We start from the raw sequence: 26,623 nt of genomic DNA, 5'->3' as shown, positions 1-26,623 counted from the left end.
CCACCCTGCACGGGTGGACGAGCAGGACGGCGGTGCGGCCCCCGAGCGGCGCCTGGTGACGCGCGCCGACGTGCAGCGCGCCGCGGAGCGGGCCGGGGTGCCCGCCGCCGCGGCGGCGCTGTGGGAGGAGCTGGCGGCCTCACCGGCCCTGCCCGCGACCGCGGTGCGCGCCGACGCTGCCACCGGCGCCGGGGCGCCCGGGCGCCGCACGACCGCCGCGGAGGTCGCCGTCTACACCGGCGGCGTGATCGCCCTGCTGGCCATGTCGGTCTTCGCCGGCTCCGGCTGGGCGCAGTACGGCCCGGGCGCGGGCCTGGCCATCGTCAGCGGCTACTTCGTGGTCTTCGTGCTGCTGGCCGAGCTGCTGCGCCGTCGCGCCCGCGCCCGCGGGGACCGCGGCAGCGGTGGGACGACGGCCGCCGGGCTGGTGGCCGCGGTGGCCGTGTGCACCGTGCCGCTGGTCGTCTACGGCGCGCACGCGGCCACCGGCGCGCTGGGCCTGCCGCCCTACGCCGACTACGACGCCTTCGACGACTGGGGCGGCTCGGCGTGGATGCTCATGGAGGTCTCCGCCCTGGTGGCCGCCGCGGCCGCCTGGTGGCGCCACCGCACCAGCTTCCTGCTGGCGCCGCTGGTGGCGGCGCTGGGCTCCCTGGTGCTCGACCTCGGTGACGCGGTCTCCAGCAGCTCCGGCAGCGACCTCGGGCGGCAGGTGGCCGCCTGGCTGCTCGCCGCCGGCCTCACCGCCGCCGGCGTGGCCCTCGACCGGCGCCGGCGCCGGCGCGAGGCGTTCTGGCCCCACCTGGGCGCGCTGCTGGCCGCCGGCCTGGCCGTTCTCCTGCTCGAGGGCGGCGGGACGCCGACGGCGCTGGCCTACCTGGCGCTGGGAGCCCTGGCCATCGCTGCCGGCGTGGTGCTGGACCGCCGCGTGCACCTGGCCCTGGGCGGGCTGTACCTGGTGGGCGCGCTGTCCTACTTCGCCTTCGACGTCTTCGGCGACACGGTGCTCTTCGCCCCCGCGCTCGCGGCCATCGGCCTGCTCGTGCTGCTCGGCGGGGTCCTCCTGTCCCGGCGCCGCCGCCGTCCTGAGGCGGCCGGCGGGGCGCCCCCCGGCGGGCCGTGAGCCTCAGCGCACCCAGCGCGGCGCCAGCGCCACCTCGTCGCGGGTGACGAGCACCGGGCGGGGCAGTCCGCGGCGGTCGGGGTCGGTGGCGCCCCAGGCGGCGGCCACGAAGTCGGCGTCGATGCGCGCCAGGTCGGTCCAGCCGCGCATCCGCGAGGGCACCGCCACCACCCGCAGCCCGCTGCCGTCGGCCTCGGCCAGCCAGCGGCGCAGCGGGGCCGCCGCCAGCAGCGTCAGCGCGTCGCACCCGTCGGTGGGCTCCACCACCGTCACCGCGTGCGCCGGGCCGCGGTCGGGGTCCGTGCGCGCCTCGAGCTCGGCCACCCGGCTGCGCAGCTCGCGCTCGGCGCGGTGGGCCGCCGCGCGACCGGCCGCCTCCAGGTGGGCCGCGGCCCCCTCCCAGGCGGCGTCGAGGTCCAGCGCGGGCCGCCCGGCCGCCTCGGCCTCGGCGTCGAGGCGGTCCAGCAGGTCCGGCCACAGCGGCACGGGGTCCACCTCGCCGGGGACGGCGGAGACCAGGCCCAGCCCGACCTCGAGCGCGCCGCCGGGCACCTCGGCCCGCACCCAGGCCGGCCCGGGGTGCAGCGCCGACCCTCGCCCCAGCGCGAGCGGGCGCAGGCCGCCGGTCAGCGCCTCGGGCGAGACGGCGGCGTGCGCGCGCAGCCAGCTGCGCAGGCGGGGGCGGGTCTCGGGGTCGTCGGTGGCCCGGTCCCCGAGGACGGCGGCCGCCGCCCGCGCGGTGAGGCGGCGCGGCCCGCCCGGGCCGGGCACGGACAGCCCGTCGGGCGCCGGCACGAGGTCGACGTCGTCCAGGACGCACACCTCCAGCAGCGCCTGGCGCAACCGCAGCCCCACCTCGCCGGTGGCCGGTCCCGTCGCCGCTTCGGGGGAGGGGCGGGCGGGGTCGTGGTGCACCTGCCGACCGTAGCCACCGCCGGCGAGGCCGGCCTCGCCGAGGCGGCGGGGCGTCCTCCGCGCGGGCGAGGGCCCGCCGTCGTGGTCCGCGCCGCCGGGGGAGGGCCGTCACGCAGCGCGCCGAGCCGTGATCGGCTGGCAGGCCGCCCCGGAGGGGACGAGGATCGCGCGCCGTGAGTCTGTGGCGCACCAAGTCCGTCGAGGCGTCCATCGCCGACACCGAGGAGCCCGAGCACGCGCTCAAGAAGGGCCTGGGGGCCCTGGACCTCGTCGTGTTCGGCGTGGGCGTGAGCGTCGGGGCCGGCATCTTCGTGCTGACCGGCCAGGCCGCGGCCGCCAGCGCCGGCCCGGCGGTGGCGCTGTCGTTCGTCATCGCCGCCGTGGCCTGCGCCCTGGCCGCCGTCTGCTACGCGGAGTTCGCCAGCACCGTCCCGGTGGCGGGCAGCGCGTACACCTTCTCCTTCGCCACGCTGGGAGAGCTGGTGGCCTGGACCATCGGCTGGGACCTCGTGCTGGAGTTCGTGGTGGGCGCTGCCGCGGTCTCGACGTCCTTCTCGGCCTACCTGCAGGTGGTCCTCGGCCAGGTGGGCATCACGCTGCCCGCCGCGGTCAGCGGTGTGGAGGACGGCGTGGTCAACCTCCCCGCGGCGCTGCTGGTCGCGGCCCTGACCGCCGTCATCGCCACCGGCATCCGCCTGTCCAGCCGCCTCAACCAGGTGCTGACCGCCATCAAGGTGGCCGTGGTGCTGCTCGTCGTCGTGGTCGGCGCCTTCTACGTCTCCACCGCGAACTGGTCGCCGTTCGTGCCGCCCTCGCAGGGCTCGGCGGGTGGGGAGGACGGCGCGCTCACCGCTCCGCTCGTGCAGACGCTGTTCGGACTGGAGCCGTCGGTCTACGGGGCCGGCGGCGTCGTGGCCGCCGCGGCGCTGGTCTTCTTCGCGTTCATCGGCTTCGACGTGGTCGCCACCACCGCCGAGGAGGCGCGCCGCCCGCAGCGCGACGTGCCCGTGGGCATCCTGGGCTCCCTGGCGGTCGTCACCGTGCTCTACGTGGCGGTCTCGCTGGTCATCACCGGGGTGCGGCCCTACTCCGACATCGACCCCGAGGACGCCGCCCCGCTGGCCACCGCCTTCACCGCCATCGGCGTCGGCTGGATGGGCTCCGTGGTGGCCGTCGGCGCGTGCCTGGGCCTGGTCGCGGTGACGATGATCCTCTTCATCGGGCAGACCCGGGTGGCCTTCGCCATGGCGCGCGACGGCCTGCTGCCGCGCTCGCTGGCCCGCACCGACCCGCGCACCGGCACCCCGGTGCGCATCACGCTCATCACCGGCACGGTCATCGCCCTGCTGGCGGCGCTGGTGCCGCTGTCGGAGCTCAGCCTGCTGGTCAACATCGGCACCCTGTTCGCCTTCATCCTGGTCTCGGTGGGCGTGGTGGTGCTCCGGCGCACCCGTCCGGACCTGCAGCGCTCCTTCCGCGTGCCCGCGGTGGGCGTCGTCGCGACGCTGTCCGTGCTCGCCTGCCTCTACCTCATGCTCAACCTCACGCTGGAGACGTGGCTGCGCTTCGTCCTGTGGATGGTGCTCGGCTACGTCGTGTACTTCCTCTACGCGCGCCGCCACAGCGTCCTCGCGCTCCACCCCGAGCGGACAGGCACCAGCAGGAGCGACGAGGAGAGGCCGAGATGAGCACGCGCACCGACGACCACGCCGCAGGAGGACCGGGAGGACCGGGAGGCCCGGGCGCACCGGGTCTGCAGAAGGGGCTCAGCCAGCGCCACCTCACGATGATCGCCATCGGCGGCGTCATCGGTGCCGGGCTGTTCGTGGGGTCCGGGGAGGTCATCCGCACCACCGGTCCCGGTGCCTTCCTCACCTACGCCCTGACCGGCGTGCTGGTCATCCTCGTGATGCGGATGCTGGGGGAGATGGCCACGGCCAACCCCGGCACGGGCTCCTTCAGCGACTACGCCCGCTCCGCCCTGGGAGACTGGGCGGGCTTCTCCACGGCGTGGCTGTACTGGTACTTCTGGGTCATCGTGGTCGGCTTCGAGGCCGTCGCGGGGGCGCGCATCATCCAGGAGTACGTCGGCGTGCCGCTGTGGCTCGTCTCGCTCGTGCTCATGGTGCTCATGACCGTCACCAACCTCGTCTCGGTGAGGTCCTTCGGGGAGTTCGAGTACTGGTTCGCCGGTATCAAGGTGGCGGCGATCGTGCTGTTCCTCGTGCTCGGCGGGCTCTTCGTGCTGGGCGTCTGGCCCGGTGCCTCGATGGACCTCTCCGGCCTCACCACCGGGGCGCAGGGCAGCACCGGCTTCTTCCCCAACGGGGTCGGGGCGGTCTTCAGCTCCATCGTCGTCGTGGTCTTCTCCATGGTCGGCGCCGAGATCGCGACCATCGCCGCCGCGGAGTCGAAGGACCCGGTCAAGGCCGTGGCCCGGGCCACCCGCAGCGTGGTGGTCCGCGTGGCGATCTTCTTCGTCGGCTCGGTCTTCCTGCTGGTCTGCATCGTGCCGTGGGACTCCGAGGAGCTGCGCGTCTCGCCGTACGCGGCGGCCCTGGGCGAGATGGGCATCCCCTACGCCCCGCTGGTGATGAACCTCGTGGTGCTCACGGCTGTCCTGAGCTGCCTGAACTCCGGGCTGTACACGGCCTCCCGGATGCTGTTCGTGCTCGCCGACCGGCACGAGGCGCCGCAGGCCCTCGTCCGCCTCGGCCCCAGCGGGGTGCCGCGCGCGGCCATCCTCACCTCCACCGTGGTCGGCTTCCTGTGCGTCGTGGCCGCTGCCATCGATCCCGAGGGCGTCTTCCTGTTCCTGCTGAACTCCTCCGGCGCGGTGATCCTCTTCGTCTACCTGCTCATCGCCGTGAGCCAGCTGGTGCTGCGGCGCCGCACCGACCCCGAGCGGCTCGGCGTGAGGATGTGGCTGTACCCGGTGCTCACGATCGTCGCGATCGTCGCGATCCTGGCGATCCTGCTGGCGATGGCGTTCGACGCGGACACCCGCACGCAGCTGTTCCTCAGCCTCGGCAGCTGGGCGGTCTTCCTGCTGCTGTTCGCCGCGACGGCGGGCCGGCGCCGGGCGGCCAGGGAGCGTCAGAGGTCGGCGGCATCATGACGGCGTGAGCATCGAGGGGACCGCGTGGGGCGTCCTGTACAAGACGGCCTACGGCCAGCAGGACCAGCGGCCCTTCTCGCGCGCCACCCTGCGGCGGGTGCTGGCCTTCGCACGCCCGCACCGGGCCCGCATCGGCTGGTTCCTGCTGGTCGGCGTCGTCGAGGCGGTGCTGACGGTCGCCACGCCCCTGCTCGCCGGCCGGGTGGTCCAGGCCATCACCGAGCGCCAGGCGGCCTCGGTGGTGGTGGGCCTGGCCGTGCTCATCGCCGTCATCGCCCTGCTGGAGGCCGGTGCCAGCATGCTCAGCCGGTGGCTGAGCGCCACGCTGGGGGAGTCGGTCATCCTCGACCTGCGCACCACCGTCTACGACCACGTGCAGCGCATGCCGGTGGCCTTCTTCACCCGCACCCGCACCGGCGCGCTGGTCAGCCGGCTCAACTCCGACGTGCTGGGCGCCCAGCGCGCCTTCAGCGACACCCTGGTGGGCATCGTGTCCAACACGGTGACGCTGCTGCTCACCCTGGGGGTGATGCTCGCGCTGTCCTGGCCGATCACCGTGCTCGCCCTCGTGCTGCTGCCGCTGTTCTTGCTGCCCGCCCGCCGCGTCGGGCGGCGCCTGGCGGGCCTGCAGCGCGAGGCGGCCGGCCACAACGCCGCCATGACCGACCAGACCACCGAGCGCTTCTCCGCTCCCGGCGCGACGCTGGTGAAGCTCATGGGAGACCCGGCCCGGGAGTCCGCCGAGTACGCCGCCCGCGCCCGCCGCGTGCGCGACATCGGGGTCCGCACCGCGGTGGTGTCCTTCTCCTTCGTCACCACCCTCGTGCTCGTCTCCAGCCTCGCGCTGGCGCTGGTCTACGGCCTGGGAGGCGTCCTGGCGCTGCGGGGCGCGCTGGAGGCGGGCACCGTCGTCAGCCTGGCCCTGCTGCTCACGCGGCTCTACGCGCCGCTGACGGCGCTGGCCAGCGCCCGCCTGGACGTCATGCAGGCCTTGGTGAGCTTCGAGCGGGTCTTCGAGGTCCTCGACCTCGAGCCGCTGGTGCGCGAGCGCCCCGATCCGGCGCCGCTGCCGCAGGGGCCCCTCACCGTCGAGCTCGACCGGGTCAGCTTCTCCTACCCGTCCGCGGAGCAGGTCTCCCTGGCCTCCCTGGAGGACGTCGCCGTCCTCGACCCCAGGGGCGGCACGCGGGTGCTGCACGAGGTCTCGTTCCGCGCCGAGCCGGGCCAGGTGGTCGCCCTGGTCGGCTCCTCCGGGGCCGGCAAGTCGACCACCGCCTCGCTGCTGCCGCGCCTGTACGACGTCGACAGCGGCGCCGTCCGCCTGGGCGGCGTCGACGTGCGCGACCTGTCCTTCGCCGACCTGCGCGCCGCCGTCGGGGTGGTCACCCAGGACGGACACCTCTTCCACGAGTCCCTGCGCTCCAACCTGCAGCTGGCGGCCCCGGGCGCCACCGACGCCCAGCTGTGGCACGCCCTGGAGCGGGCGCGGCTGCGCGAGGTGGTGCAGGAGCTGCCCGACGGCCTGGACACCGTGGTCGGCGAGCGCGGCTACCGCCTCTCCGGCGGGGAGCGCCAGCGCCTCACCATCGCCAGGCTGCTGCTCGCCTCCCCGCGCGTGGTGGTCCTCGACGAGGCCACCGCCCACCTCGACTCCACCTCCGAGGCGGCCGTTCAGGCGGCGCTGTCCGAGGCGCTCGCGGGCCGCACCGCCGTCGTCATCGCCCACCGCCTGTCCACGGTGCGCTCGGCCGACCAGATCCTCGTGGTCGAGCACGGCCGCATCGTCGAGCGCGGCACGCACGCCCAGCTGCTCGCCGCGGGCGGCCGGTACGCCGAGCTGCACGCCACCCAGTTCGCCGACGGCGCCGACGGGCCGCGCCGGAGGGACCTGGACCAGGACGACGACGACCGCGCCACGAGCGGAGCGACCCGTGGCTGAGGCCCTGCCCACCGCCGTCGCCGACCTCGCGCCGGCAGAGGTCGCGCGGCTGCGCCTGGTGACCCAGCGCCTCGTGCCCCACCCCCACCTCGGCCTGCTACCGGACCCGGTGGCGGCCGTGGCCCACCTGCTCGCGGTGCAGGCGCAGGACCTGCCGGCCGCGCACGTGGCCGTCGCCAGCCGCACCCCGGCCCGGGACGCCGCCGCGGTGCGGGCCGCCCTCGACAGTGGGGCGCTGGTGCGGACCTGGCCCATGCGCGGCACGCTGCACCTGCTCACCGCCGGGGACGCCGGCTGGATGACCCGGCTGCTCGGGCCCAGGGCGCTGCGGGCGGCGGCCAGGCGGTGGCTCGACGTCGGCCTCGACGACGCCGCCTTCGAGCGGGCGCTGGCCGTGGCCCGCGAGCGGCTGGCCGACGGGCCGGCGAGCCGCGAGGAGCTGGGGGCGCTGTGGACGGGGGCGGGCTTCGAGCCCGGCACCTCCACCACCTACCGGCTGCTCAACGGCCTGGCCACCCGCGGAGAGCTGGTGCTGGGCCCGGTGCGCGGCGCCGAGCAGCTGGTGGTGCTGGCCGAGGGGTGGCTGCCGGAGGGCTCCCGACGCGAGGACGAGCCCGAGGAGGCGCTGCTCGCCGACCTCGCGGCCCGCTACGCCGCCGGGCACGGCCCGGTCTCGGTGCCCGACCTGGTCCGCTGGACCTCCTGCACCGTCAGCGCCGCCAGGGCGGCCCTGGCGGCGGCCCACGCCCAGGGCCGGCTGGTCGCGGTGACCTGCGAGGGCCGCACCCTGTACGCCGGTCCCGACCTGGCCGAGCTGGTCGGCGACCTGCAGGCCGTGCGCGGGGCGACCGCCGGGGTGCTGCTGACGGCCGCCTTCGACGAGCTGGTGCTCGGCTACGCCGACCGCACCGCCACGCTGTCGCCGCAGGAGGAGCTGCTCGTGGTGCCCGGGGGCAACGGGATGTTCAAGCCGGTGGTGGTGGCCGACGCGCGGGCCGTGGGCACCTGGGCGCGTGCGGGCACGAGGAAGGACCGGCTGGTCGTCACGCCCTTCGAGCAGCCGCTGCCGGACCGGCTCGAGTCCGCCTGCCAGGAGGCGTTCGCCGCGCTGCCGGCCGCGCTGCCCGGCCGCTGACTCCGGGCGACGGGTGCGCGGCGAGGGCTGTCAGGCCGTCGGGTCCCGCCACACCGGCTCCGCCGGGACCAGGCCCTCGGCCCAGGCCGGGGCGCCCAGCGGCCTGACCACCGTGACGGTCCCCGCCGGCGAGGGCAGGTCCACGAGGTAGCGCTCGAGGTCGGCGGGCCGCAGCCCCTCGGCGGCGGGCGCGCTCTCGGAGGAGACCTGCTGGCCCAGCAGCCAGCGCGCGAGGCCCGCCAGGGAGACGTGCGCGTGCCAGGAGCCGCCGGCGTCCGGGCCGGGGCGCCGCAGCACGAGCCCGCGCATCACCGCGGCGGCGAGCAGGTGGCCCGCGGCGTGGTCGAGGGCCTGCACGGGCAGGGCGCCGGGCGTCCCGTCAGCGGCCCCGGTCATCACGGCGACCCCGCTGGCGGCCTGGACGACGGAGTCGAAGCCCCGGCGCTGGGCCCATGGTCCCCGTAGGCCCCACGCGGACAGGGAGGCGACCACGAGGTGGGGGTGGCGCTGCGCCAGCTCCTCCTCCCCGAGCCCCAGGCGCGCCAGGGCGCCGGGGCGGTAGCCGTGCACGAGGGCGTCGGCGCTGGCCAGCAGCTCCTCCAGGCGCGCCCTGCCGGGGCCGGTGGAGGCGTCCAACTGGGCCCACCGCTTGCCCGAGCCCGTCTCCAGCAGCAACTCCCGCGCCTCGGGCAGGTGCGGTGGGTCGAGCCGGATCACGTCGGCGCCCCACGCCGCCAGCGCCCGCGTGCCCGTCGGCCCGGCGATGACCCTGGTCAGGTCGAGGACGCGGGCACCCCGCACGCCCCGGGCCGGCGCGCGCGACGCGCCCGCTCCCCGGCCACCGGCCCGGGCGCCGCCCCCGGCGGCGGCGCCGTCGCCCCCCACGCGGTGCAGGTCGACCAGCGGCACCCCCACCAGCGCCGCGCCCATCGGTGAGGAGGCCCACTCCTGCGGGCTGCGCACCGCGGCGGTCACGCCGCCTGCGGCGACCACCGCCTCCTCCACCTCCAGGGACAGCCGCTCCAGCAGCGCGGCGGGCACCGCGCGGGTGGCGCGCTCGCCGTCGTCGGGCACCCCGAGCGCCCGCAGCAGCGCGGCCCTGTGGTGGGGGTAGTTGGCGTGGACGCGCACCGACCCGTCCGCCGTGGGCCAGAAGCGCGACAGCGGCGCGAAGCCCCCGGCGGCCGGTCGCCCGTCCAGGCGGAGCAGCGCCTCGCTGCAGAAGTCGGCCGCCACGTGGCGGGCGTCCACCGCGAGCTGCCCGTCGGAGGGGGGCCTGTCGCCGTCCTCCAGGGCGGCGCCCGACGGCCCGACGGCCGCGAGCCGGTGCACGGAGGCCGACGCCACGGCGAGCGCCTCCACCGGGAGCCGGCTCGCCAGCCCCGTGGTGCCGGTCACGCGGACGGTGCGGAGGTCACCGGGGTCTCCCCGCAGCTCCCTCCACAGCTGGTGCAGCAGACCTCCGGCCACACGGCCATGGTGGACAGCGCGCACGGGAAGGGCCAGCCCGGGCCGCTCAGGCGCGCCCGAGCTGCTCCAGCCGCCCGCGCAGCAGCTCCTGCGCCGCGCTCGCCGACCTGCGGTGAGGCCAGGTGACCAGGCCCAGCGCCAGGCCCTCCACCAGGGCGTGCAGCTCGGCGGCGCGCCGGGTCCGCTCCTGCAGCGCCAGGCCGCCGGGGGACAGCGCCGCCACCAGCCGGTGGCACAGCGCGGCCAGCTCGGCGTCCAGCGCATCGGCGGCGCGCCGCAGGGCCGGGGCGGCGCCGGCGGTGGCGCTGCGCGCCAGGTAGGCGTGCACGACGGCCGCCTCCGGCCTGCTGGCAGCGCTCAGCGGCACCACCTGCGCGAGCTGGGCCAGGGCGTCGGCCGCGGCGTCGCCGGTGCGCTCCACCGAGGCCACGCGGGCCCTGACCGCGTCGACGGCGCGGCGCAGCGCCGCGGCGTGCAGCTCGTCCTGGGTGGCGAAGACGCGGGTCACGGTGCCCAGGGAGGCGCCGGCCTCCGCCGCGACGGTGCGGGCGCTGACGGCGTCGAGCCCGTGGCGGACCGCGACGCGCCACAGGGCCTCCACCAGCGCCGAGCGCCGGGCCTGGGGGTCCACCCGCCGCGCCGGTCGCCGTCCCGCCTCCGCTGCCTGGGTCACGACGACGACGCTAGCGGGGACGCCCGTCGTGGGACGGGCGTCCCGGGACGACCGTCCCGCTGCCGGGAGCGCGGGACACCCGTCCCAGGACGGGCGTTCCGCGCCGCCGCCGCCCGCCGTCGGGAGGCGTCCGCCGGCCTCACCGCCCGAGGCGGCCCACCACGGCGTCGGCGAGCCGGTCTACGGCTCCGGGCGCGTGGTCGAGGAAGAGGGAGGGCTCCACGAGCTCCAGCTCCAGCACGAGGGGCTCGCCGTGGTCACCGGGGAGGAGGTCGACGCGGGCGTACAGCGGCCTCGGGGCGCCGGCCTCCCGGGCGCGGACCACGGCCTGCTCGACCACCGCCCGCGCCAGCTCCACCTCCGCGGCGGAGGGCTCGCGCGGGGACATCTCCTCGGGGGCGAAGAGCCCCTCGACCAGACCGCCGGAGGGCGGCAGGAGCGCCGCCTTGCGCATGGCGTGGCTGAGCTGGCCGTCGAGGAAGACCAGCGCGGTCTCCCCGACCTCGTCCACGGCGCTGAGGTAGGGCTGGACGAGCGCGCAGCGCCCGCTGGCGTGCACGGCGCGCAGGTGGGCCCGGGAGCGGTCGGCCTCGTGGGCGCCCAGGCGCAGGGTGTCGCGCGAGCCGGCCGAGACGGCGGGCTTGACCACGTGCTCGACGCCGAGGTACGGGTGCTCCTCGCCGCCGCCGACCTCGACGAAGGCGCTGGGAACCACCGGCAGCCCGGCCGCCTGGAGGTCGGCGAGGTAGTGCTTGTCGGTGGACCAGTCCAGCAGGGGCAACGGGTTGAGCAGCTGCGTGGCCGCGGCGGCGCGGGCGGCCCACGCGAGGAACTCGGCGCGCCGCGTGGCGTAGTCCCACGTCGAGCGCACCACGGCGAGGTCGAGGGCGGCCCAGTCCGCGCCGTCGTCGTCCCAGGTCACCGGTCGCGCGTCCAGGCCCCGGTCGCGCAGCGCGCCGAGCAGCAGGCGGCCCTCCGGGTCGAGGTCGGGCACCTCCGCGCAGGTGACCAGGCCGACCCTGCCGGTGCCGGCGCCGGGGCCGCTGGCGGCGCGGGTGCCCGTGCCGGTGGCGGGCGGTGAGGGCGCGGTGACGGTGCTGGAGCTGTCCACGGCGCCGATCGTCACACCGCGTGCCGCCGTCACAGCGCCACGGTCCCGCTGACGCCCACCACCGTCTGGCCGCCCACCCAGACCCGCTCGCCCTCGCGGGCGACGTGCACCCGCCCGCTGCGCCCGAGCGCGGTGCCCTGCGAGGCGGTGTAGCGCTCCGGGAGGCGCACGGCGGCCTCCCCGGAGGTCAGCCACTGCCCGAGGCCGGCGTTGAGGCTGCCCGTGACCGGATCTTCCCACCACGCGCCGTCCTCGCGGACGAAGGCGCGCACCTCCACCGCCGCGCCGCCGGGGCCGCCGCCGGGGTGCAGCCCGACCAGTCCGACGTCCGAGGGGCCGTCGTCGCCGCCCGCGCCGGAGGTCCGCGCGGCCAGCACCGCGTCCGCGCCGTCGAGCAGCAGCGCCACCCAGCCCGGCCCGTTGTCCACCCAGGCGGCGTCGAGCACGTCCTCGGCGCGCACGCCCACCGCCGTGGCGGCGGCGAGCAGGTCCGCCGGGTCGAGGGGACCGCTGCGCACCAGCGGCGGGGCCTCGAAGGCGAGCAGCCCGTCGTCGTCGCCGTCGGTGGTCGTGCGGACGGTGACCAGCCCGGCACCGCACTCCTGGACCACCGCGCCCTCGCGCTGCGGGACGCCGCCGGCCTCCAGCCACGCCCGGGCCGAGCCGAGCGTGGGGTGCCCGGCGAAGGGCAGCTCGCGGCCGGGGGTGAGGATGCGCACCCGGTAGTCGGCCCCCGCCGCCGCACCGTCGGGGGTGGGGGCCAGCAGGAAGGTGGTCTCGGACAGCTGCGTCCAGCGGGCGAAGGCCCGCAGGGCGTCGTCGTCGAGCCCCTCGGCGTCGTGGACGACGGCGACGGCGTTGCCGCGGGTCAGCTCCCGCGTGAAGACGTCGACCTGGGTGAAGCGGCGCACCACGGCGGTCCTCCCGGCAGCCGCGCTCAGCGGGGCTCGAGCAGCACCACGGGGATGACCCGCGGGGCGGCGCTCTGCTCGTACTGCGCGAAGCCGGGGGAGCGGCGCTTCTGCTCCTGCCACACCCGGTCGCGCTCCTCGCCCTGCAGCTCGCGGGCGCGCACGGCGACCTCGCGGCCGCGGTGCTCGGCGCCGACCTCGGCGGTGGTCTCGGGGGAGGCGAGCAGGTTGAGGTACCACTCCGGGTGGGTGGGGGCGCCGGCCTTGGAGGCGAAGACCGCGAAGGCGTCGCCCACCTGCTGGAAGACCAGCGGGGCCACGTGCTCGGTGCCCGAGCGCCGGCCCCGGTGGTGCACGAGGACCATCGGCGCGCCCTCGAAGGGCGGGCCGACGCGGCCCTCGTTCTCGCGGAACTCCCGGATGACGCGCGTGTTGAAGTCCTCGGCCACGGCGCCAGCATGCCCTCCGGTGCTGACACCGCCGCTGGTACCCCGGTGTCGCCCCGGCCGCCCCGTCCCGCCAGTGACGATCACGGACGTCAGCGCCACATGGCCGTCACGATCACGGGAGTCCGCGCCACCTCGTGAGCGGCTGTGGGCGCGTTCTGGCGCGCAGCTCCTTGATCGTCCTGAGGATGCGTCGTGAGCGGCGGTGAGGAAGGGGCCGCCCGGGACGGGTGTCCCGGGCAGCCCCCAGCCTCAGGCGGGGACCGAGGCGACGCCCCGCGGCAGGAACCGCTGCCCGGTGACCCGCTCGGAGACCCCGCTGCGGTCCAGCAGCGGCAGGATCCCGCCCAGGTGCGCCGGCCAGCCCGCGCCCAGCTGCAGGCACAGGTCGATGTCGCGCGGGTCGGAGACCACGCCCTCGTCCAGCATGCGGCGCGCCTCGTCGGCCAGGGCCGCCAGCACGCGGTCGCGCACCTGCTCCTCGGTGGACGGGCTGTCGCCGAGCACCAGCACCCCGCGGGCGGCCTCGGTGAGGGTGCGCGAGCCCTTCTCGTACACGCCCGGCAGGCCGGCCTCGACGATCCGGCGCAGGTTGGCCGACACCGGGAAGCGCTCGGGGAACGCGGCGTGCAGCGACTCCGCGACGTGCAGCGCCACCGCCGGGCCGACCAGGCCGAGGAGCTCGAAGTTGCTCATCGGCAGGCCCAGGGAGTCCAGCGCCGCCTCGGCGACCTCCACCGGCGTGCCTTCGTCGACGACCACGCTGGCCTCGCTCATGAACCGCGTGAGCAGCCGGTTCACCACGAAGGCGGGGGCGTCCTGCACGAGCACGCACGACTTGCGCAGCCCCTTGCCCACCGCGAAGGCGGTGGCCAGGGTGACGTCGTCCGTGGGCGTCGGGCCCGTGGTCCTCACGACCTCCACCAGCGGCATCACGGCCACGGGGTTGAAGAAGTGGAACCCGACGAGGCGCTCGGGGTGCTCGAGCACCGACGCCATGGCCGTCACCGACAGCGAGGAGGTGTTGGTCATCAGCACGCAGTCCTCGCGGACCACCTCCTCCACCGCGCGGAACACATCCTGCTTGACGGACAGCTCCTCGAAGACCGCCTCGATGACGAGGTCGGCGTCGGCGAAGGCGTCAGCGGTGGAGGTGGTGCCGGTGACGTTCGCGGTCAGCCGCTGCGCGGCGCCGTCCGAGAGGCGCCCCTTCTCACGCAGCTTCGCGATCTCGCCGTGCACCCACGCCACGCCCCTGGCCACGCGGGCCTCGTCGAGGTCGGTGAGGACGACGGGCACCTTCAGCTGCCGGGCGAAGACCAGCGCCAGCTGGCTGGCCATGAGCCCGGCGCCCACCACGCCGACCTTCCCGACCGGCCGCGCCAGCTTCGCGTCGGGTGCACCGGCGGGCTTCTTGGCGCGCCGCTGCACGAGGTCGAAGGAGTAGACGCCGGAGCGGAACTCGTCGGTCATGATCAGCTCGGCGAGGGCGTCGTCCTCGGCGGCGAAGGCCGCGTCCCGCCCCTCGGGCCCGACATCCGTGCGGGCGCGTGCCAGCAGGTCCAGCGCCCGGTAGGGAGCGGGCGCCGCGCCGTGGAGCTTCGCGTCGACGGCGGCGCGGGTCGCGGCGAGCACGCCGTCCCACAGGCGCTGGTCGCGGCTGACCTCGGGCCGCTCGACGACGACGTCGCCGTCCACCACGCGCGCCGCCCACCGCAGCGACTCCTCCAGGAAGTCGGGGGAGTCCAGCACCGCGTCGACCACGCCGAGGTCGAGCGCCTGCTGCGCGGTGAGCGTCTTCTGCGACGCGGGGTTGGCGATGACCACCTGCACGGCCTTCTCGATGCCGATGAGCGCCGGCAGCAGGTGCGTGCCGCCCCAGCCGGGCAGCAGGCCGAGCGCGACCTCGGGCAGCGCCAGCCCGCGCGCCACGGACGAGGCGGTGCGGTAGGTGCAGTGCAGCGCCACCTCCAGGCCGCCGCCCATCGCGGGCCCGCCGATGAAGGCGAAGGAGGGCACGCCCAGCTCGCCCAGGCGCCGCAGCTGGTCGTGGCCGTGCTTGGCCACCGCGCGGGCCGCGGCCGGCGAGGAGATGCGGGCGACGTCCTTGAGGTCGGCGCCGACGGCGAAGACGAACGGCTTGCCCGTGATGGCCACGGCCGTGACGGCGCCCTCGCGCACCCGGGCCTCGACGGCGTCGAGGGTGTCGCGCAGCTGCAGCAGCCCGGCCGGCCCGAGCGTGGTCGGCTTCGTGTGGGCGTCCGGGTCGTCGGGGGAGTTGTCCATCGTGATGAGGGCGAGGGAGCCCCCCAGCCCCGGCCGCAGCGCTGCCAGCGGCACCTCCTGCCACGGGAAGGAGGTCACGCGCTCCGACCCCGAGGGGTCCACGAGGTCCTCAGGGCGCACCACGCCCTCGGCGTCGCTGTCGAGGCGGGCCCGCTGGGGCTGCGCCTGCACGGTCTGCTCGCTCACGCCGCGACCTCCTTGCGGTCGGTGGTTCCGTCGAAGCGGGGGTTCTCCCACAGCACCGCCCCGCCCTGCCCCAGCCCCACGCACATGGCGGTCAGGCCGTAGCGGACGTCGGGGCGCGCGGCGAACTGCCGCGCGAGCTGCGTCATGAGCCGCACCCCGGAGCTGGCCAGCGGGTGGCCGACGGCGATGGCGCCGCCCCACGGGTTGACCCGCGGGTCGTCGTCGGCGATCCCGAAGTGGTCGGTGAAGGCCAGCACCTGCACGGCGAAGGCCTCGTTGAGCTCGAACAGGCCGATGTCGTCGATGCTCAGGCCGGTCCGGGCCAGCAGCCGCTCGGTCGCGGGCACCGGGCCGATGCCCATGACCGCCGGGTCGACCCCGGCGAAGGCGAAGCCCGCCATGCGCATCGCCACCGGCAGGCCGAGCTCGGCCGCGGTGTCGCCGGAGGCGAGCAGGCACATCGTCGCGCCGTCGTTGAGGCCGGCGGCGTTGCCGGCGGTCACGCGGCCGTGGGGGCGGAACGGGGTCTTCAGCTCCGCCAGCTGCTCCACGGTGGTGCCCGGGCGCGGCGGCTCGTCGGCGGTGGCCAGGCCCCAGCCGCGCTGGGCGTGGCGGGTGGCCACCGGCACGAGGTCGGGCTGCACGTCGCCGCGCTCGTAGGCGGCGGCGAGCTTGGCCTGCGACGCCGCCGCGAAGGCGTCGGCGCGCTCGCGGGTCAGGTGCGGGTACCTGTCGTGGATGTTCTCCGCGGTCCGTCCCATCACCAGCGCGTCGCCGTCGACGATGCGGTCGGCCACGAAGCGGGGGTTGGGGGCGAAGCTCGCCCCCAGGGGGTGGCGGCCCATGTGCTCGACGCCGCCGGCCAGCACGACGTCGTAGGCGCCCGCCGCGATGCCCGACCCCGTCGTCGTCACCGCGGTCATGGCGCCGGCGCACATCCTGTCGATGGCGAAGCCGGGCACCGACTGCGGCAGGCCGGCGAGCATGCCGGCGCTGCGGCCCAGCGTCAGGCCCTGGTCGCCCTCCTGCGTGGTGGCGGCGACGGCCACCTCGTCGATGCGCTCGGGGGGCAGCGAGGGGTTGCGGCGCAGCAGCTCGCGCAGCAGCCGGACGACCATGTCGTCGGCGCGCGTCTGGGCGTACATCCCCTTCTCGCCGGCCCTGCCGAACGGCGTGCGCACGCCGTCCACGAACACCACGTCGCGCCCTGAGAGCACGCCGACCTCCTCGTCGATGGACCACCTGTGCGGTACGAGGAGTACACGGTACCCGCGGTACCGGGTTCTGGCGAACGGCTCCGCGGGTCCGCGCGGTCAGTCCAGCTCGACGAAGCGCTCCACGTCGGCCGGCCTGCCGGCGATGACGATGACCGAGCCGTAGCTGAGCACGGTGTCGTAGCCGGCGTGGGTGTACTGGTTCGAGCCCTCGGGCTTGACCGACACCACGGTCACGTGGTGGCGCGAGCGCAGCTTGGACTCGCCCAGCGGCACCCCCACCAGGTCGCGCGGCGGCTTGGTCTTGGCCAGCACCCACTGCGGCCCCAGCTCCACCCAGTCCTCCATGCGCCCGGCCACGAGGTGGGCCACGCGCTCGCCCATCTGCTGCTCGGGCAGCACCACGTGGTGGGCGCCCACCCGCCGCAGGATCGTGGCGTGCTGGTCCGAGAGCGCCTTGGCCCAGATGGTCGGCACGTCGAGGTCGACCAGCACCGCGGTGGTGATGATGCTGGCCTCCAGGTGGGTCCCGATGCCGACGACGGCGCGCGGGAAGTCCTGGATGCCGATCTCGCGCATCGCGTCGGCGCTGGTGGTGTCGGCGGTGACCACCTGCGGCAGCACGCCGGAGAGCTTCTGGACGACGTCGGCGCGGGCGTCCACGCCGATCACCTCGGTGCCGCCGCGCACCAGCTCCAGGGCCAGGGCGGAGCCGAACCGCCCCAGGCCGAGCACGGCGACGGGGTCCCTGCGACTAGCCAACGATCATCCGCTCCTCGGGCAGCTGGTGGAGCTTGGCGCGCTCGCGCAGCGCCAGAGCCGTGGCCAGCGTGACGGGTCCCACGCGGCCGATGAACATGAGCACGACCACCACCACCTGGGCGGCGGTGCCGAGCTGGGTGGTGGCGCCCGCGGACAGGCCCACCGTGGCGAAGCCGGAGATGGCCTCGAAGACGACGACGTCGGTCGGCTGGTCGGTGGCCAGGTGCAGCGCGAGCACGCCCAGGCAGGCCAGCCCCATGCTCAGCAGCGCCACCGCCACCGCCTGGCGCTGCGTGGCGGCGGGCACGCGGCGCCGGCCCACCTCCACGTCCGCGTCGCCGCGCAGCTCGGCCCACAGCACCAGCGCCAGCAGCCCGAAGGTCGTCACCTTGATGCCGCCGGCGGTGCTGGCGCTGCCGCCGCCGATGAACATCAGCGCGTCGGTGACGAGGAGCCCCTCGGGGGTCATCGCGGTGGTGTCGAAGGTGTTGAAGCCCGCGCTGCGGGCCATCACGCCGTGGAAGAAGGCGCCGATGAGGCTGTCGCGGGCGCTCAGCGGCCCCAGCGTGCCGGGGTTGGTCCACTCCGTCACCGCCAGCAGCACGGTGCCGACGCCGAGCAGCCACGCGGTCACCCACACCGTGACCAGCGTGAGCACCGACCACGTGCGGGGCCGGCGCCAGCTGCGCCACAGCTCGAAGACCACCGGGAAGCCCAGGCTGCCGATCATCACCGCGCCGGCCACGACGCCGAGGGTGAAGGGGTCCTCCGCGAAGCGGACCAGGCTGTCGCTGTACAGGGAGAAGCCCGCGTTGTTGACAGCCATGACGCCGTGGAAGCCCGCGCTGGCCAGCGTGGGCAGCACCGGCCCGCCGTCCACGACCACCCACTTCACCGCCAGCAGCGAGGCGACCACGGCCTCCAGGGCGAGGGTGAACACCGCGACGGTCCGGACGACCCCGCGCACGTCGCCGGCGCTGAGCGACTTCGTCTCCGCCTGCGCCAGCAGCCGGGCCCGCAGCCCCAGGCGCCGGGACAGCACCAGGGCCACCAGCGTGGCGGCCGTGGTGATGCCCAGGCCGCCCAGCTGCACCAGCACCACGATGGTCACCAACCCGAAGGGCGACCACGCCGAGCCGGTGTCGAGCACCACCAGGCCGGTGACGGAGATCGCCGAGGTCGCCGTGAACAGCGCCTCCACCGGGTGCACCCGGCCGTCGGCGCTCGCGACCGGCAGCGACAGCAGCAGCGTGCCCACCGCGATGGCCGCCGCGAAGCCGCCGGCGATCACGCGCCCGGGGTGCCGGGCGCGGCCGCGGGGCGCGCGCCGGGCGGGGCCGGCGGAGGGAGTCGCCGTGGGGACGGCCGTGCTGTCGGGCACGGGCGCCCACCCTGCCAGAGGCGCCTGCGTGCCGTCGCCGTCCGGCCGGGCGACCCGCCGCGCGCCTGCGGCGGGCAGCGGGCTGCAACGGACACGATGGCGACGGCGTCGTGCAGGTGGCGGCCTCGAGGACGAGGCCCGGCGGACGGGAGCTGGTCGTGGGGGCTGTCGTGGGGGCTGTCGTGGGGGCTGGCGCGGGGGCTGGCCGGCGGCGGACGGGCCGCGCGGCGGCGGGGGCGCTCCTGGCGGCCCTCGTCGTCGTCCTCGGCGGCGCGGGGGTGGTGCCGGCGCTCGCGGCGGGGCCCGCCGCCGGTGGACCGACCGCGGTGGGGGAGGTGCCGCCGCAGGTGCGGGCCGCCTACGACGGGGAGCTCCTGCGCGCGATGGTCACCTCCACGGAGGGTGGTGCTGGGCCGGTGCGCGCCGGCACGGTCCACCAGCTCTTCTCCTTCACCGAGGAGTTCACCGCGGGCGGCGCCTCCGCCGACCCGGTGCAGGCGCAGCAGGGGTGGATCGCCGGGGTGGAGGCCGGCGGCGTGCCCGTCGGGTGGCAGCGGACCCACCTCGACGACGCCGGGCAGGTGCGCTCCTCGGGGTGGAACCCCGACCCCGAGGGCGCTCGGGCGTTCCTGGGCACCACGGCGGGCGCCCTGGTCGAGGTGCCGTGGGACGGGGCCTTCTTCACCCTGGTCGACGGCGTCGTCACGCCCGTGCGGGTCTCGTCGTGGGACGCCGGGCTGGGACCGCGCAGCCTGGCGCAGGTGCAGGAGGACTTCGCCGCGGCCCGCGCCGAGACCGAGGCCGCCTACGCCGGCTGCCGGCCGGCGGACGGCTGCGCCGGCGGCGGGGGAGCGCCAGCGGGCGGCGGTGGGGCGCCGCTGGGCGCTCCCAGGGCGCAGGGGCTCGCGGTGGCGGGCCTCGCCGTCGTCGTCCTCGGCGCCGGCGGGCTCACCCTGGTCCACCGGCGCGTGCGCCAGCGCCCCTGACCCCTCCCAGGCGCCCGCGGACCCAGCGCCACGCGCGGTGCTGCACCCACAGCGTCAGCACGCCCGCCAGCAGGATGCCCAGCAGGTTCAGGAGCAGCTGCTCCACCGAGGTCCAGCTCTGGTCGAGCAGCGCGGTGCGCTCGGCCCCGCGGGCGGTGAGCGCGTACGAGGCGGCCACGGCGGCGTTGCCGGCGGCGGGGATGGTGGTGACCGAGACGAGCACCCCGACCACGGCCCCGGACTTGGCCGAGGTGAGCGCCAGCATGCCGGCGACGCCCGCCAGGAAGGCCACCACGAAGGACAGCGCGTCGGGGTTGTAGATGAACCCCGTCTGCGGCCGCTGGCGGGTGAGCATCTCCGCGTCGACCAGGCCCAGCGCCGTCAGCAGCGCCGTGGAGGCCGCGGCGGCCACGATGCCCACCGAGAAGCCGACCGCCAGCGCCAGCGCCGAGCGCCGCAGCTGGGCGGGCCGGCGCAGCACCAGCGCCGCGCACACGCCCGCCAGGGCCCCGTACTCGGGGCCGACGATCATGGCTCCGATGACGAGGACCGCGGAGTCGGTGAGCACGGCCAGGCCGGCCAGCGCGGTGGAGACGGCGAAGAAGACCAGGAAGCTCGCCGACAGGGTCGACTCCTCGCGGGTGCGCGCGGTGAGGTCCTCGCGGACCAGGGCGTCGCTGCCGTGGCCGGGTGCTGCTCGCTCAGCCTCGCGGGCCGCGCGGGACAGGGACAGGTCGACGTCCTCGACGGCGATCGACCCCTCCTCCTCCAGGCCGAGGGCGCGCAGGCGCTGCAGCACGTCGTCGGCGCCCTCGCGTGCGACGTCGAGGAGCACCAGGTCACCCGACGGGCTGCGGGCCGCTCCGGGCAGGACCACCAGGCCGCTGCAGCCGACGTCGGCCTCCACGGCCGCGACCACGGCGTCGCTGAGGTGCGGTGGCGAGATGATCCGCAGGTGCAGCACCGGCGCACGGTAGCGATCACCGGGCCGGGGCGGCGCGCACCCGGCGCCCGTCTGGGCCGCCCGTGTGCGCCGCGCGTCCGGCGGCTCCTCCCGTGCGCCGCTACCCTGGAAGGCGGTGCGCCGGGAAGTCTGGTCGGCAGCTGCACGGTCGACCCCGCGAAGCCCCGCCGAGCCCCCCAGGAGCCCGAGTGTCCACTCCTGCCCGCCTGTTCGCCCGCGGCACGTACGCCGAGGCGACCAGGATCGCCGCCCTCCTGCGCAAGGAGACCGTCGGGGGCGTCCTGCTCATCATCGGCGCCGCGATCGCCCTCGTGTGGGCCAACACCCCGTGGGCACCCGCCTACGAGGGGCTGCGCGACACCGTCGTGGGGCCCTCCGCGCTGCACCTGGACCTCAGCCTGGGCACGTGGGCGGCCGACGGCCTGCTGGCCATCTTCTTCTTCGTGGCCGGGCTCGAGCTCAAGCGCGAGTTCGTCGCCGGTGACCTGCGCGACCCGCGCAAGGCCGCGCTCCCGGTGGCCGCCGCGGTGGGCGGCATGGCGGTGCCCGCGGTCATCTACGCGCTCATCAACCTGCGCAGCCCCGACGCCCTGGTGGGGTGGGCCATCCCCACCGCCACCGACATCGCCTTCGCCCTCGCGGTGCTCGCCGTCATCAGCACCCACCTGCCGGCCGCGCTGCGCACCTTCCTGCTGACCCTGGCCATCGTCGACGACCTGCTCGCCATCACGATCATCGCGGTCTTCTACACCGCCTCGCTGTCCTTCGTCCCCCTGCTGCTGGCGCTGGTCCCGCTGGCCCTGTTCGGCTTCCTGGTGCAGAAGCGGGTCCGCCACTGGTGGCTGCTGCTGCCCCTGGCCGTGCTGACCTGGGTGCTGGTGCACGAGTCCGGGGTGCACGCGACGGTCGCCGCGGTGCTGCTCGCCTTCACCGTCCCGGTGCTGCGCAGCGAGGCCGCCGGCGGTCCCGAGGCCGGCCCCGGGCTCGCCGAGCACTTCGAGCACCGCTTCCGCCCGATCTCCGCCGGCGTCGCGGTGCCGGTGTTCGCGTTCTTCTCCGCCGGGGTGACCATCGGGGGCCTGTCAGGGCTGCGGGAGTCCCTCACCGACACCGTCGCCCTGGGCATCGTCGCCGGGCTCGTGCTCGGCAAGGCGGTCGGCATCTCGGGGGCCACCTGGCTGGTCAGCCGGTTCACCCGCGCCGAGCTCGACGAGGACCTGCGCTGGCCCGACGTCGTGGGCCTGTCGCTGCTGGCCGGCATCGGCTTCACCGTCTCCCTGCTCATCGGGGAGCTGGCCTTCGGGGCGGGCTCGGAGCGCGACGAGCACGTCAAGGTGGGGGTGCTGACCGGCACGCTGCTGGCGGCCGTGCTGGCCGCCGCGGTGCTCAAGCCGCGCGACCGCCACTACCGCCGGATCGCCGAGGCTGAGGCCCGCGACGACGACGGCGACGGCATCCCGGACGTCTACCAGGCCCACGGCCCCGACCTGCCCCACCCCGCGCCGCGCGAGACGGTCGACGAGCTGTCCGCCCGCCGCCGGCGGACCGAGTAGGGGCTCGCCGGTCGCTCCACGGCCGCGCAGGGGCGGCAGGTCCGGCGGCCCTGGAGGCACCCGGACGAAGGCGGTCCCCGCCGGGTGGAAGCCGACGGGGACCTGGTCCTGCGACCTGGCGAAGGGTGCAGGACGTGCCGCCATCGTGCCACGGGGCGGCGACCCGTCGGGTCGGCGGCCGGCGCGGGCGGGCTCAGCGAGGGAGGACCCGCGTCGGGGAGCCGACCCCCGGCGAGCCGTCACCGAGCGGCGCCGGATGCATCGAGCGCGTCGGCGCCGGCTCAGGTCTCGCGGACGGCCTCGAGGTCGATGGTGATGCGCAGCGTGGTCCCGAAGACCGCCACCCCCAGGCCGAAGGCCTGGTTCCACCGCATCGCGAAGTCGTCGCGGCTCAGCTGGGCGGTGGCCTGGAAGGCCACGCGGTGGCCGCCCCATGGGTCGGTGCCGGTGCCGGTGCACCTCAGCGCCAGGGGCACCGGGCGGGCGGTGCCGTTGAGCGTCAGCTGCCCGTCCAGCCGCCAGCCCCCGACGCCGTCGGGCAGGAGGCCCCGCCCCTCGTAGGTGATCCACCGGTGGTGCTCCGCGTCGAGGAAGTCGGCGCTGCGCAGGTGCTCGTCCCGGCGCGCCACGCCGGAGTCGACGCTGGCGGCGTCGATGCGCACGTGCACCGAGGACGCGGCGAAGACCTCCGCCACCTCGATGACGCCCTCCACCACCGACAGGCGGCCGGTGACCGCGGACAGGCCCAGGTGGTGGGCGGTGGCCACCAGCGAGGTGTGGTCGGGGTCGATCACCCAGCGTCCGGCGGCGGGCAGGTCGGCGGCACCCACCCTCGTCAGGCGCAGCTCTCCGACGTCGACGACCACGTCCTCGGGCCTGGTGGCGCCCGGGGCGTGCACCACCACGGAGCGGGCCTCCGGCTCGTGCCCGGCGCAGGCGACCAGCAGGGTCGCCGGGCCGGGCTCCAGGTGGGCGAGCACGAAGCGCCCGTCCGAGCCGCTCGTGGTCCGCGCACTGCCCGCGCCGTCGGTGGCCAGCAGCGTGACCGAGGCTCCGGGCAGCGGCCAGCCGTCGCGGGTCAGCACGACCCCGTGGGCCCGCGCGCCCCCGGGTCCGGCCTGCACGGCAGCAGGAGGGGTCCCGCCGTCCTCGGCGAGGCGCACCGGGACGTCGCCGTCCAGGGCGACCGCCCCGTGCGGACCCTCTGCCTCCTGAGCTGCGCGTGCTGCGCGCCGTGCGGAGTGGCGGCCGAACCTCACCGCGGGCCGTCCGGCCGCACCGGGAGGGAGGCGACCCGCTCGCCCCGGGCGCCGACCGGGGGCAGCGCGGGGGAGCACCCCGTGGCGGAGGGGGTGCGACCGCCCCAGACCGGGCGCCGGGGGACGCGGCTGCCGGTCCCCCTGGTCCCGGCGCCGGCCGCCACCCCGCCCTTCGTGCTCACCTGCTCCACGGTAACCGCCGCGGACCGGTGCCCGGCCACGCCAGGGGTCGGCACGCGGCGCGGGCCAGCGCCCGCACCGGGTGACCCGCGACGGTCGAGCCGGGACTGCCCGCCGCAGCGCAGCGGCCTCCCGGCGCTGCAGCGGCGCCCTGCCGCACCAGGCGGTGGCGGGACCACAGGCACCACGAGCACCACCGGGACGAGGCGTGCCTCGGCTCCGGCCGCGTCGCCTCGCGGCCGGTCCGCGCTCCTCTCATCTACTGTTTGCGCATGGATGCAAGCAACCCGTGCCGACGGCGGCTCCCTGCCGATCAGGTCGACCTCGCTGTCGAGGTCTTCCGGATGCTCGCCGATGCCACGCGCGTGCAGCTCCTGTGGGCGCTGATCGGCCGCGAGCTGCCCGTCGGCGAACTGGCCGCGCACGTCGGCAAGGCGACCCCGTCGGTCTCGCAGCACCTGGCCAAGCTGCGCATGGCGCGGCTGGTGGCGACCCGCCGAGAGGGCGTGCAGATCTTCTACCGCCTGGAGAACGACCACGTCGCCCAGCTGGTGACCGACGCCATCCACAACGCCGAGCACGCAGGACCGGGCATCCCGGGTCACCACCGCGACACCGCCGGGCTCACCGCTCTGCACGACGGCGTCCAGGCGGGCTGATGGGCACCCTCCGCGAGCACGGCCACGAGCACGGCCACGAGCACGGTCACGAGCACGGCCACGAGCACGGTCACGAGCACGCCGCCGGCATCAAGGGCCTCCTGCGGGGCGTCTTCGCCCCGCACAGCCACGACGCCGCCGACTCCATCGACGACGCCCTGGAAGCCAGCAGCGCCGGCATCCGCGCCGTCAGGACCTCCCTGGTCGTCCTCGGCCTGACCGCGCTGCTGCAGCTCGCCATCGTCGTGGTCTCCGGTTCGGTGGCCTTGCTGGCCGACACCGTCCACAACTTCTCCGACGCCCTGACCGCCGTCCCCCTGTGGGTCGCCTTCGCCCTGTCCCGGCGCGCGGCCACGAGGCGGTTCACCTACGGCTACGGCCGCGCCGAGGACCTCGCGGGCCTGTTCGTGCTGGGGATGATCGCCCTGTCGGCGGTCGTGGCCGGTTACGAGGCCGTCCGACGCCTGCTGGACCCCCAGCCCGTCGAGAACCTCGGCTGGGTCGCGGCCGCCGGTCTGGTCGGGTTCCTGGGCAACGAGGCCGTCGCGCTGTACCGCATCCGCGTCGGGCGCCGCATCGGCTCCGCCGCCCTGGTGGCCGACGGCCTGCACGCCCGCACCGACGGCTTCACCTCCCTGTCCGTGCTGGTCGGTGCCGGCGGAGTGGCCCTCGGCTTCCCCGTCGCCGACCCGGTCGTGGGGCTGCTCATCAACGTCGCGATCGTGGCGCTGCTGCGGGGCGCTGCCCGCGACGTGCTGGGGCGGTTGATGGACGGCGTGGACCCGGCGCTGGTCACCACCGCTGAGCGCGCGCTGACCGCCTGCCCGGGGGTCCGCGAGGTGCGTGCGGTGCGCATGCGCTGGGTCGGGCACGAGCTGGTCGCCGAGGCCGACCTCGACGTCGACCCGACGCTGAGCCTGACCCAGGCCCACCGGGTGGCCCACGACGCCGAACGGGACCTCACCCGAGCGGTGCGCAGGCTCACCAGGGCCACCGTGCACGCCTATCCCGCCCACGACGACGGTGAGCAGCTGGACCACGTCCACGACGAGCACCGCGTGCACTCCCACCCCTGAGCGCGCCGCGCAGTCGACCTCGCCCCCAGCGGAGCGGGCCACCAGCCCTGCCCGTCACCCCTGGCGCGGCGCCGGCAGGTGCGGTGGACTGCGCGGGCAGGCAGCACCGCAACGGAGCGAGGTCCCATGCGCATCACCGCCGCCGTCGTCGAGGCGCTCGACGCCGACTTCAGCGTCGAGCAGCTCGAGCTGGACGAGCCGGGCCCGGGGGAGGCACTGGTGCGCGTCGTCGCCACCGGCATGTGCCACACCGACGCCATCACGGTGCACGGCGACCTGCCGATGCCGTTCCCCTGCGTCCTCGGCCACGAGGGGGCCGGAGTCGTCGAGGCCGTCGGCGCGGGGGTCACCGGTGTCGCGGTCGGTGACCACGTCGTCATCGGCTGGCCGTCGTGCGGGACCTGCGCCCACTGCCGGGAGGGGGAGCCGCGCTACTGCGCCCGCCTGGGCGAGGCCGTGGCCTCCGGCCGGCGCCTGCTGGGACCCCGGGCGGGGCAGCCGGCCCTCCACCGCGGGCAGGAGGTGGTGCACTCCCACTTCTTCGGGCAGTCCTCCTTCGCCACCCACGCGCTGACGTGGGCGGACTCCCTCGTCGTCGTGCCGCGGGAGGCCCCCCTGGAGCTGCTGGGTCCGCTCGCGTGCGGCATCGCCACCGGCGCGGGAGCCGTCTTCAACACGGCGCGGCCGCGCCCGGGGGAGAGCGTGGTCGTCTACGGCGCCGGGGCCGTCGGCCTGTCCGCGGTGATGGCGGCGGCGCTCACCCCCGCCACCCGGGTCGTGGTGGTGGACCTGCACGAGAACCGCCTGGCCCTGGCCCGCGAGCTGGGCGCCACCCACACCGTCGACGCCGGTGCGGTGGACGCGGTCGCCGCCGTGCAGGAGGTCTGCGGAGGTCCGGCGGACTTCGCCCTGGAGTGCACCGGCGTCATCCCCGTGGTGCGCCAGGCCGTCGACAGCGTCGGGATGCTGGGCACGGCCATCCTCATCGGGGGGGCACCGGCCGGCGCCGAGTTCAGCGTCGACCACCTGACCACGCTGTGGGGCAAGCGGATCGTCGGCACCCTTGGGGGGTCCGGGCGCAGCGAGCGGCTCATCGGGGCGCTCGTCGCCCTGCACTCCCAGGGCCGCTTCCCCTTCGACCGCCTGGTGAAGTTCTTCGACCTCGCCGACATCGACGCCGCCCTGGCCGCCAGCCGCTCCGGAGCGACGATCAAGCCGGTGCTGCGGATGCCGTCGACGGCGCACGGCTGAGCCGCCGGCCCGCGGGGGCGTCACC

General features: G+C 76.2%; 22 protein-coding genes. 10 read left to right on the top strand and 12 right to left on the bottom strand.

What is annotated here, in order from left to right:
* The first annotated feature begins 13 nt into the window (after nucleotides 1-13).
* Nucleotides 14-1,123 carry a hypothetical protein gene (locus ACUN9U_RS08680; RefSeq protein ID WP_445484539.1) on the top strand — a complete coding sequence of 370 codons (1,110 nt, stop codon included), beginning with the start codon at nucleotides 14-16 and terminating at the stop codon, nucleotides 1,121-1,123.
* 3 nt (nucleotides 1,124-1,126) lie between these two features.
* On the opposite strand, the gene ACUN9U_RS08675 is transcribed toward ACUN9U_RS08680, so the two are convergent.
* Nucleotides 1,127-2,038 carry a hypothetical protein gene (locus ACUN9U_RS08675; protein ID WP_445484538.1) on the bottom strand — a complete coding sequence of 304 codons (912 nt, stop codon included), beginning with the start codon at nucleotides 2,036-2,038 and terminating at the stop codon, nucleotides 1,127-1,129.
* Nucleotides 2,039-2,211: 173 nt separating this feature from the next.
* Between ACUN9U_RS08675 and ACUN9U_RS08670 the strand changes: the two genes are divergently transcribed.
* Genes ACUN9U_RS08670 through ACUN9U_RS08655 form a run of 4 tightly spaced genes read left to right on the top strand, consistent with a single transcriptional unit; the run spans nucleotide 2,212 to nucleotide 8,230 of the window.
* Entirely contained in the window at nucleotides 2,212-3,726 is a 1,515-nt protein-coding gene (locus tag ACUN9U_RS08670; protein ID WP_445484537.1) for an amino acid permease, read from the top strand.
* Entirely contained in the window at nucleotides 3,723-5,156 is a 1,434-nt protein-coding gene (locus ACUN9U_RS08665; protein ID WP_445484536.1) for an amino acid permease, read from the top strand. Before ACUN9U_RS08670 ends, ACUN9U_RS08665 begins: the two co-directional genes overlap by 4 nt.
* A gap of 4 nt (nucleotides 5,157-5,160) precedes the next feature.
* Complete coding sequence (locus ACUN9U_RS08660) at nucleotides 5,161-7,095, top strand: ABC transporter ATP-binding protein (RefSeq protein WP_445484535.1); 1,935 nt, start codon at nucleotides 5,161-5,163, stop codon at nucleotides 7,093-7,095.
* Entirely contained in the window at nucleotides 7,088-8,230 is a 1,143-nt protein-coding gene (locus tag ACUN9U_RS08655) for a winged helix DNA-binding domain-containing protein (protein ID WP_445484534.1), read from the top strand. Before ACUN9U_RS08660 ends, ACUN9U_RS08655 begins: the two co-directional genes overlap by 8 nt.
* 30 nt (nucleotides 8,231-8,260) lie before the next feature.
* Here the strand turns inward: ACUN9U_RS08655 and ACUN9U_RS08650 are convergent, their stop codons facing one another.
* From ACUN9U_RS08650 to ACUN9U_RS08610, 9 genes are all read right to left on the bottom strand, one after another.
* Nucleotides 8,261-9,700 carry a CoA transferase gene (locus tag ACUN9U_RS08650; protein ID WP_445484533.1) on the bottom strand — a complete coding sequence of 480 codons (1,440 nt, stop codon included), beginning with the start codon at nucleotides 9,698-9,700 and terminating at the stop codon, nucleotides 8,261-8,263.
* Between the two features lie 46 nt (nucleotides 9,701-9,746).
* Nucleotides 9,747-10,373: a TetR/AcrR family transcriptional regulator gene (locus tag ACUN9U_RS08645; protein ID WP_445484532.1), complete on the bottom strand. Its 627-nt coding sequence runs from the start codon at nucleotides 10,371-10,373 to the stop codon at nucleotides 9,747-9,749.
* Between the two features lie 139 nt (nucleotides 10,374-10,512).
* Nucleotides 10,513-11,484: an ATP-grasp domain-containing protein gene (locus tag ACUN9U_RS08640; protein ID WP_445484531.1), complete on the bottom strand. Its 972-nt coding sequence runs from the start codon at nucleotides 11,482-11,484 to the stop codon at nucleotides 10,513-10,515.
* Nucleotides 11,485-11,513: 29 nt separating this feature from the next.
* Nucleotides 11,514-12,395 carry a PhzF family phenazine biosynthesis protein gene (locus tag ACUN9U_RS08635; protein ID WP_445484530.1) on the bottom strand — a complete coding sequence of 294 codons (882 nt, stop codon included), beginning with the start codon at nucleotides 12,393-12,395 and terminating at the stop codon, nucleotides 11,514-11,516.
* A gap of 26 nt (nucleotides 12,396-12,421) precedes the next feature.
* Nucleotides 12,422-12,844 (bottom strand): nitroreductase/quinone reductase family protein, encoded by a 423-nt coding sequence (locus ACUN9U_RS08630; RefSeq protein WP_445484529.1) that lies wholly within the window; start codon nucleotides 12,842-12,844, stop codon nucleotides 12,422-12,424.
* A 249-nt stretch (nucleotides 12,845-13,093) separates the two neighbouring features.
* A complete protein-coding gene (locus ACUN9U_RS08625; RefSeq protein ID WP_445484596.1) occupies nucleotides 13,094-15,127 on the bottom strand; it encodes a 3-hydroxyacyl-CoA dehydrogenase NAD-binding domain-containing protein in 2,034 nt (677 codons plus the stop codon).
* Between the two features lie 182 nt (nucleotides 15,128-15,309).
* Nucleotides 15,310-16,530 carry a thiolase family protein gene (locus ACUN9U_RS08620; RefSeq protein WP_445484528.1) on the bottom strand — a complete coding sequence of 407 codons (1,221 nt, stop codon included), beginning with the start codon at nucleotides 16,528-16,530 and terminating at the stop codon, nucleotides 15,310-15,312.
* A gap of 96 nt (nucleotides 16,531-16,626) precedes the next feature.
* On the bottom strand, nucleotides 16,627-17,289 hold the full coding sequence (locus ACUN9U_RS08615; protein ID WP_445484527.1) for a potassium channel family protein: 663 nt from the start codon (nucleotides 17,287-17,289) through the stop codon (nucleotides 16,627-16,629).
* Nucleotides 17,282-18,670, bottom strand: a complete 1,389-nt coding sequence (locus ACUN9U_RS08610; protein ID WP_445484526.1) for a TrkH family potassium uptake protein — start codon at nucleotides 18,668-18,670, stop codon at nucleotides 17,282-17,284. Before ACUN9U_RS08610 ends, ACUN9U_RS08615 begins: the two co-directional genes overlap by 8 nt.
* A gap of 182 nt (nucleotides 18,671-18,852) precedes the next feature.
* Here ACUN9U_RS08610 and ACUN9U_RS08605 point away from each other — a divergent pair, with 182 nt between their 5' ends.
* Nucleotides 18,853-19,656 (top strand): hypothetical protein, encoded by an 804-nt coding sequence (locus ACUN9U_RS08605; protein ID WP_445484525.1) that lies wholly within the window; start codon nucleotides 18,853-18,855, stop codon nucleotides 19,654-19,656.
* Here the strand turns inward: ACUN9U_RS08605 and ACUN9U_RS08600 are convergent.
* Nucleotides 19,619-20,620 (bottom strand): DUF389 domain-containing protein, encoded by a 1,002-nt coding sequence (locus tag ACUN9U_RS08600; RefSeq protein WP_445484524.1) that lies wholly within the window; start codon nucleotides 20,618-20,620, stop codon nucleotides 19,619-19,621. The genes ACUN9U_RS08605 and ACUN9U_RS08600 overlap by 38 nt on opposite strands.
* A 188-nt stretch (nucleotides 20,621-20,808) precedes the next feature.
* Between ACUN9U_RS08600 and nhaA the strand changes: the two genes are divergently transcribed.
* The gene (nhaA, locus tag ACUN9U_RS08595) at nucleotides 20,809-22,173 is read left to right on the top strand and encodes a Na+/H+ antiporter NhaA (RefSeq protein ID WP_445484523.1); all 1,365 of its coding nucleotides are present in this window, start codon (nucleotides 20,809-20,811) and stop codon (nucleotides 22,171-22,173) included.
* A 281-nt stretch (nucleotides 22,174-22,454) separates the two neighbouring features.
* On the opposite strand, the gene ACUN9U_RS08590 is transcribed toward nhaA, so the two are convergent.
* The gene (locus ACUN9U_RS08590; protein ID WP_445484522.1) at nucleotides 22,455-23,336 is read right to left on the bottom strand and encodes a YceI family protein; all 882 of its coding nucleotides are present in this window, start codon (nucleotides 23,334-23,336) and stop codon (nucleotides 22,455-22,457) included.
* A 548-nt stretch (nucleotides 23,337-23,884) separates the two neighbouring features.
* On the opposite strand from ACUN9U_RS08590, the gene ACUN9U_RS08585 reads away from it, so the two are divergent.
* From ACUN9U_RS08585 to ACUN9U_RS08575, 3 genes are all read left to right on the top strand, one after another.
* Nucleotides 23,885-24,271, top strand: a complete 387-nt coding sequence (locus ACUN9U_RS08585) for an ArsR/SmtB family transcription factor (RefSeq protein ID WP_445484521.1) — start codon at nucleotides 23,885-23,887, stop codon at nucleotides 24,269-24,271.
* Nucleotides 24,271-25,347, top strand: a complete 1,077-nt coding sequence (locus tag ACUN9U_RS08580) for a cation diffusion facilitator family transporter (RefSeq protein WP_445484520.1) — start codon at nucleotides 24,271-24,273, stop codon at nucleotides 25,345-25,347. Before ACUN9U_RS08585 ends, ACUN9U_RS08580 begins: the two co-directional genes overlap by 1 nt.
* A 126-nt stretch (nucleotides 25,348-25,473) precedes the next feature.
* The gene (locus tag ACUN9U_RS08575) at nucleotides 25,474-26,598 is read left to right on the top strand and encodes an NAD(P)-dependent alcohol dehydrogenase (RefSeq protein WP_445484519.1); all 1,125 of its coding nucleotides are present in this window, start codon (nucleotides 25,474-25,476) and stop codon (nucleotides 26,596-26,598) included.
* The last annotated feature ends 25 nt before the right edge of the window (nucleotides 26,599-26,623 follow it).

The sequence above is a fragment of the Quadrisphaera sp. KR29 genome (assembly GCF_052644995.1).
The sequence above is the reverse complement of the archived record's forward strand: the minus strand, read 5'-3'. Positions and strand labels throughout refer to the sequence as shown.

Bases quoted from the DNA above. Each gene is read 5' to 3' on its own strand.
- ACUN9U_RS08665 (WP_445484536.1), top strand. From the start codon at position 3,723: ATGAGCACGCGCACCGACGACCACGCCGCAGGAGGACCGGGAGGACCG.
- ACUN9U_RS08625 (WP_445484596.1), bottom strand. From the start codon at position 15,127: ATGGACAACTCCCCCGACGACCCGGACGCCCACACGAAGCCGACCACG.
- ACUN9U_RS08585 (WP_445484521.1), top strand. From the start codon at position 23,885: ATGGATGCAAGCAACCCGTGCCGACGGCGGCTCCCTGCCGATCAGGTC.
- ACUN9U_RS08580 (WP_445484520.1), top strand. From the start codon at position 24,271: ATGGGCACCCTCCGCGAGCACGGCCACGAGCACGGCCACGAGCACGGT.
- ACUN9U_RS08575 (WP_445484519.1), top strand. From the start codon at position 25,474: ATGCGCATCACCGCCGCCGTCGTCGAGGCGCTCGACGCCGACTTCAGC.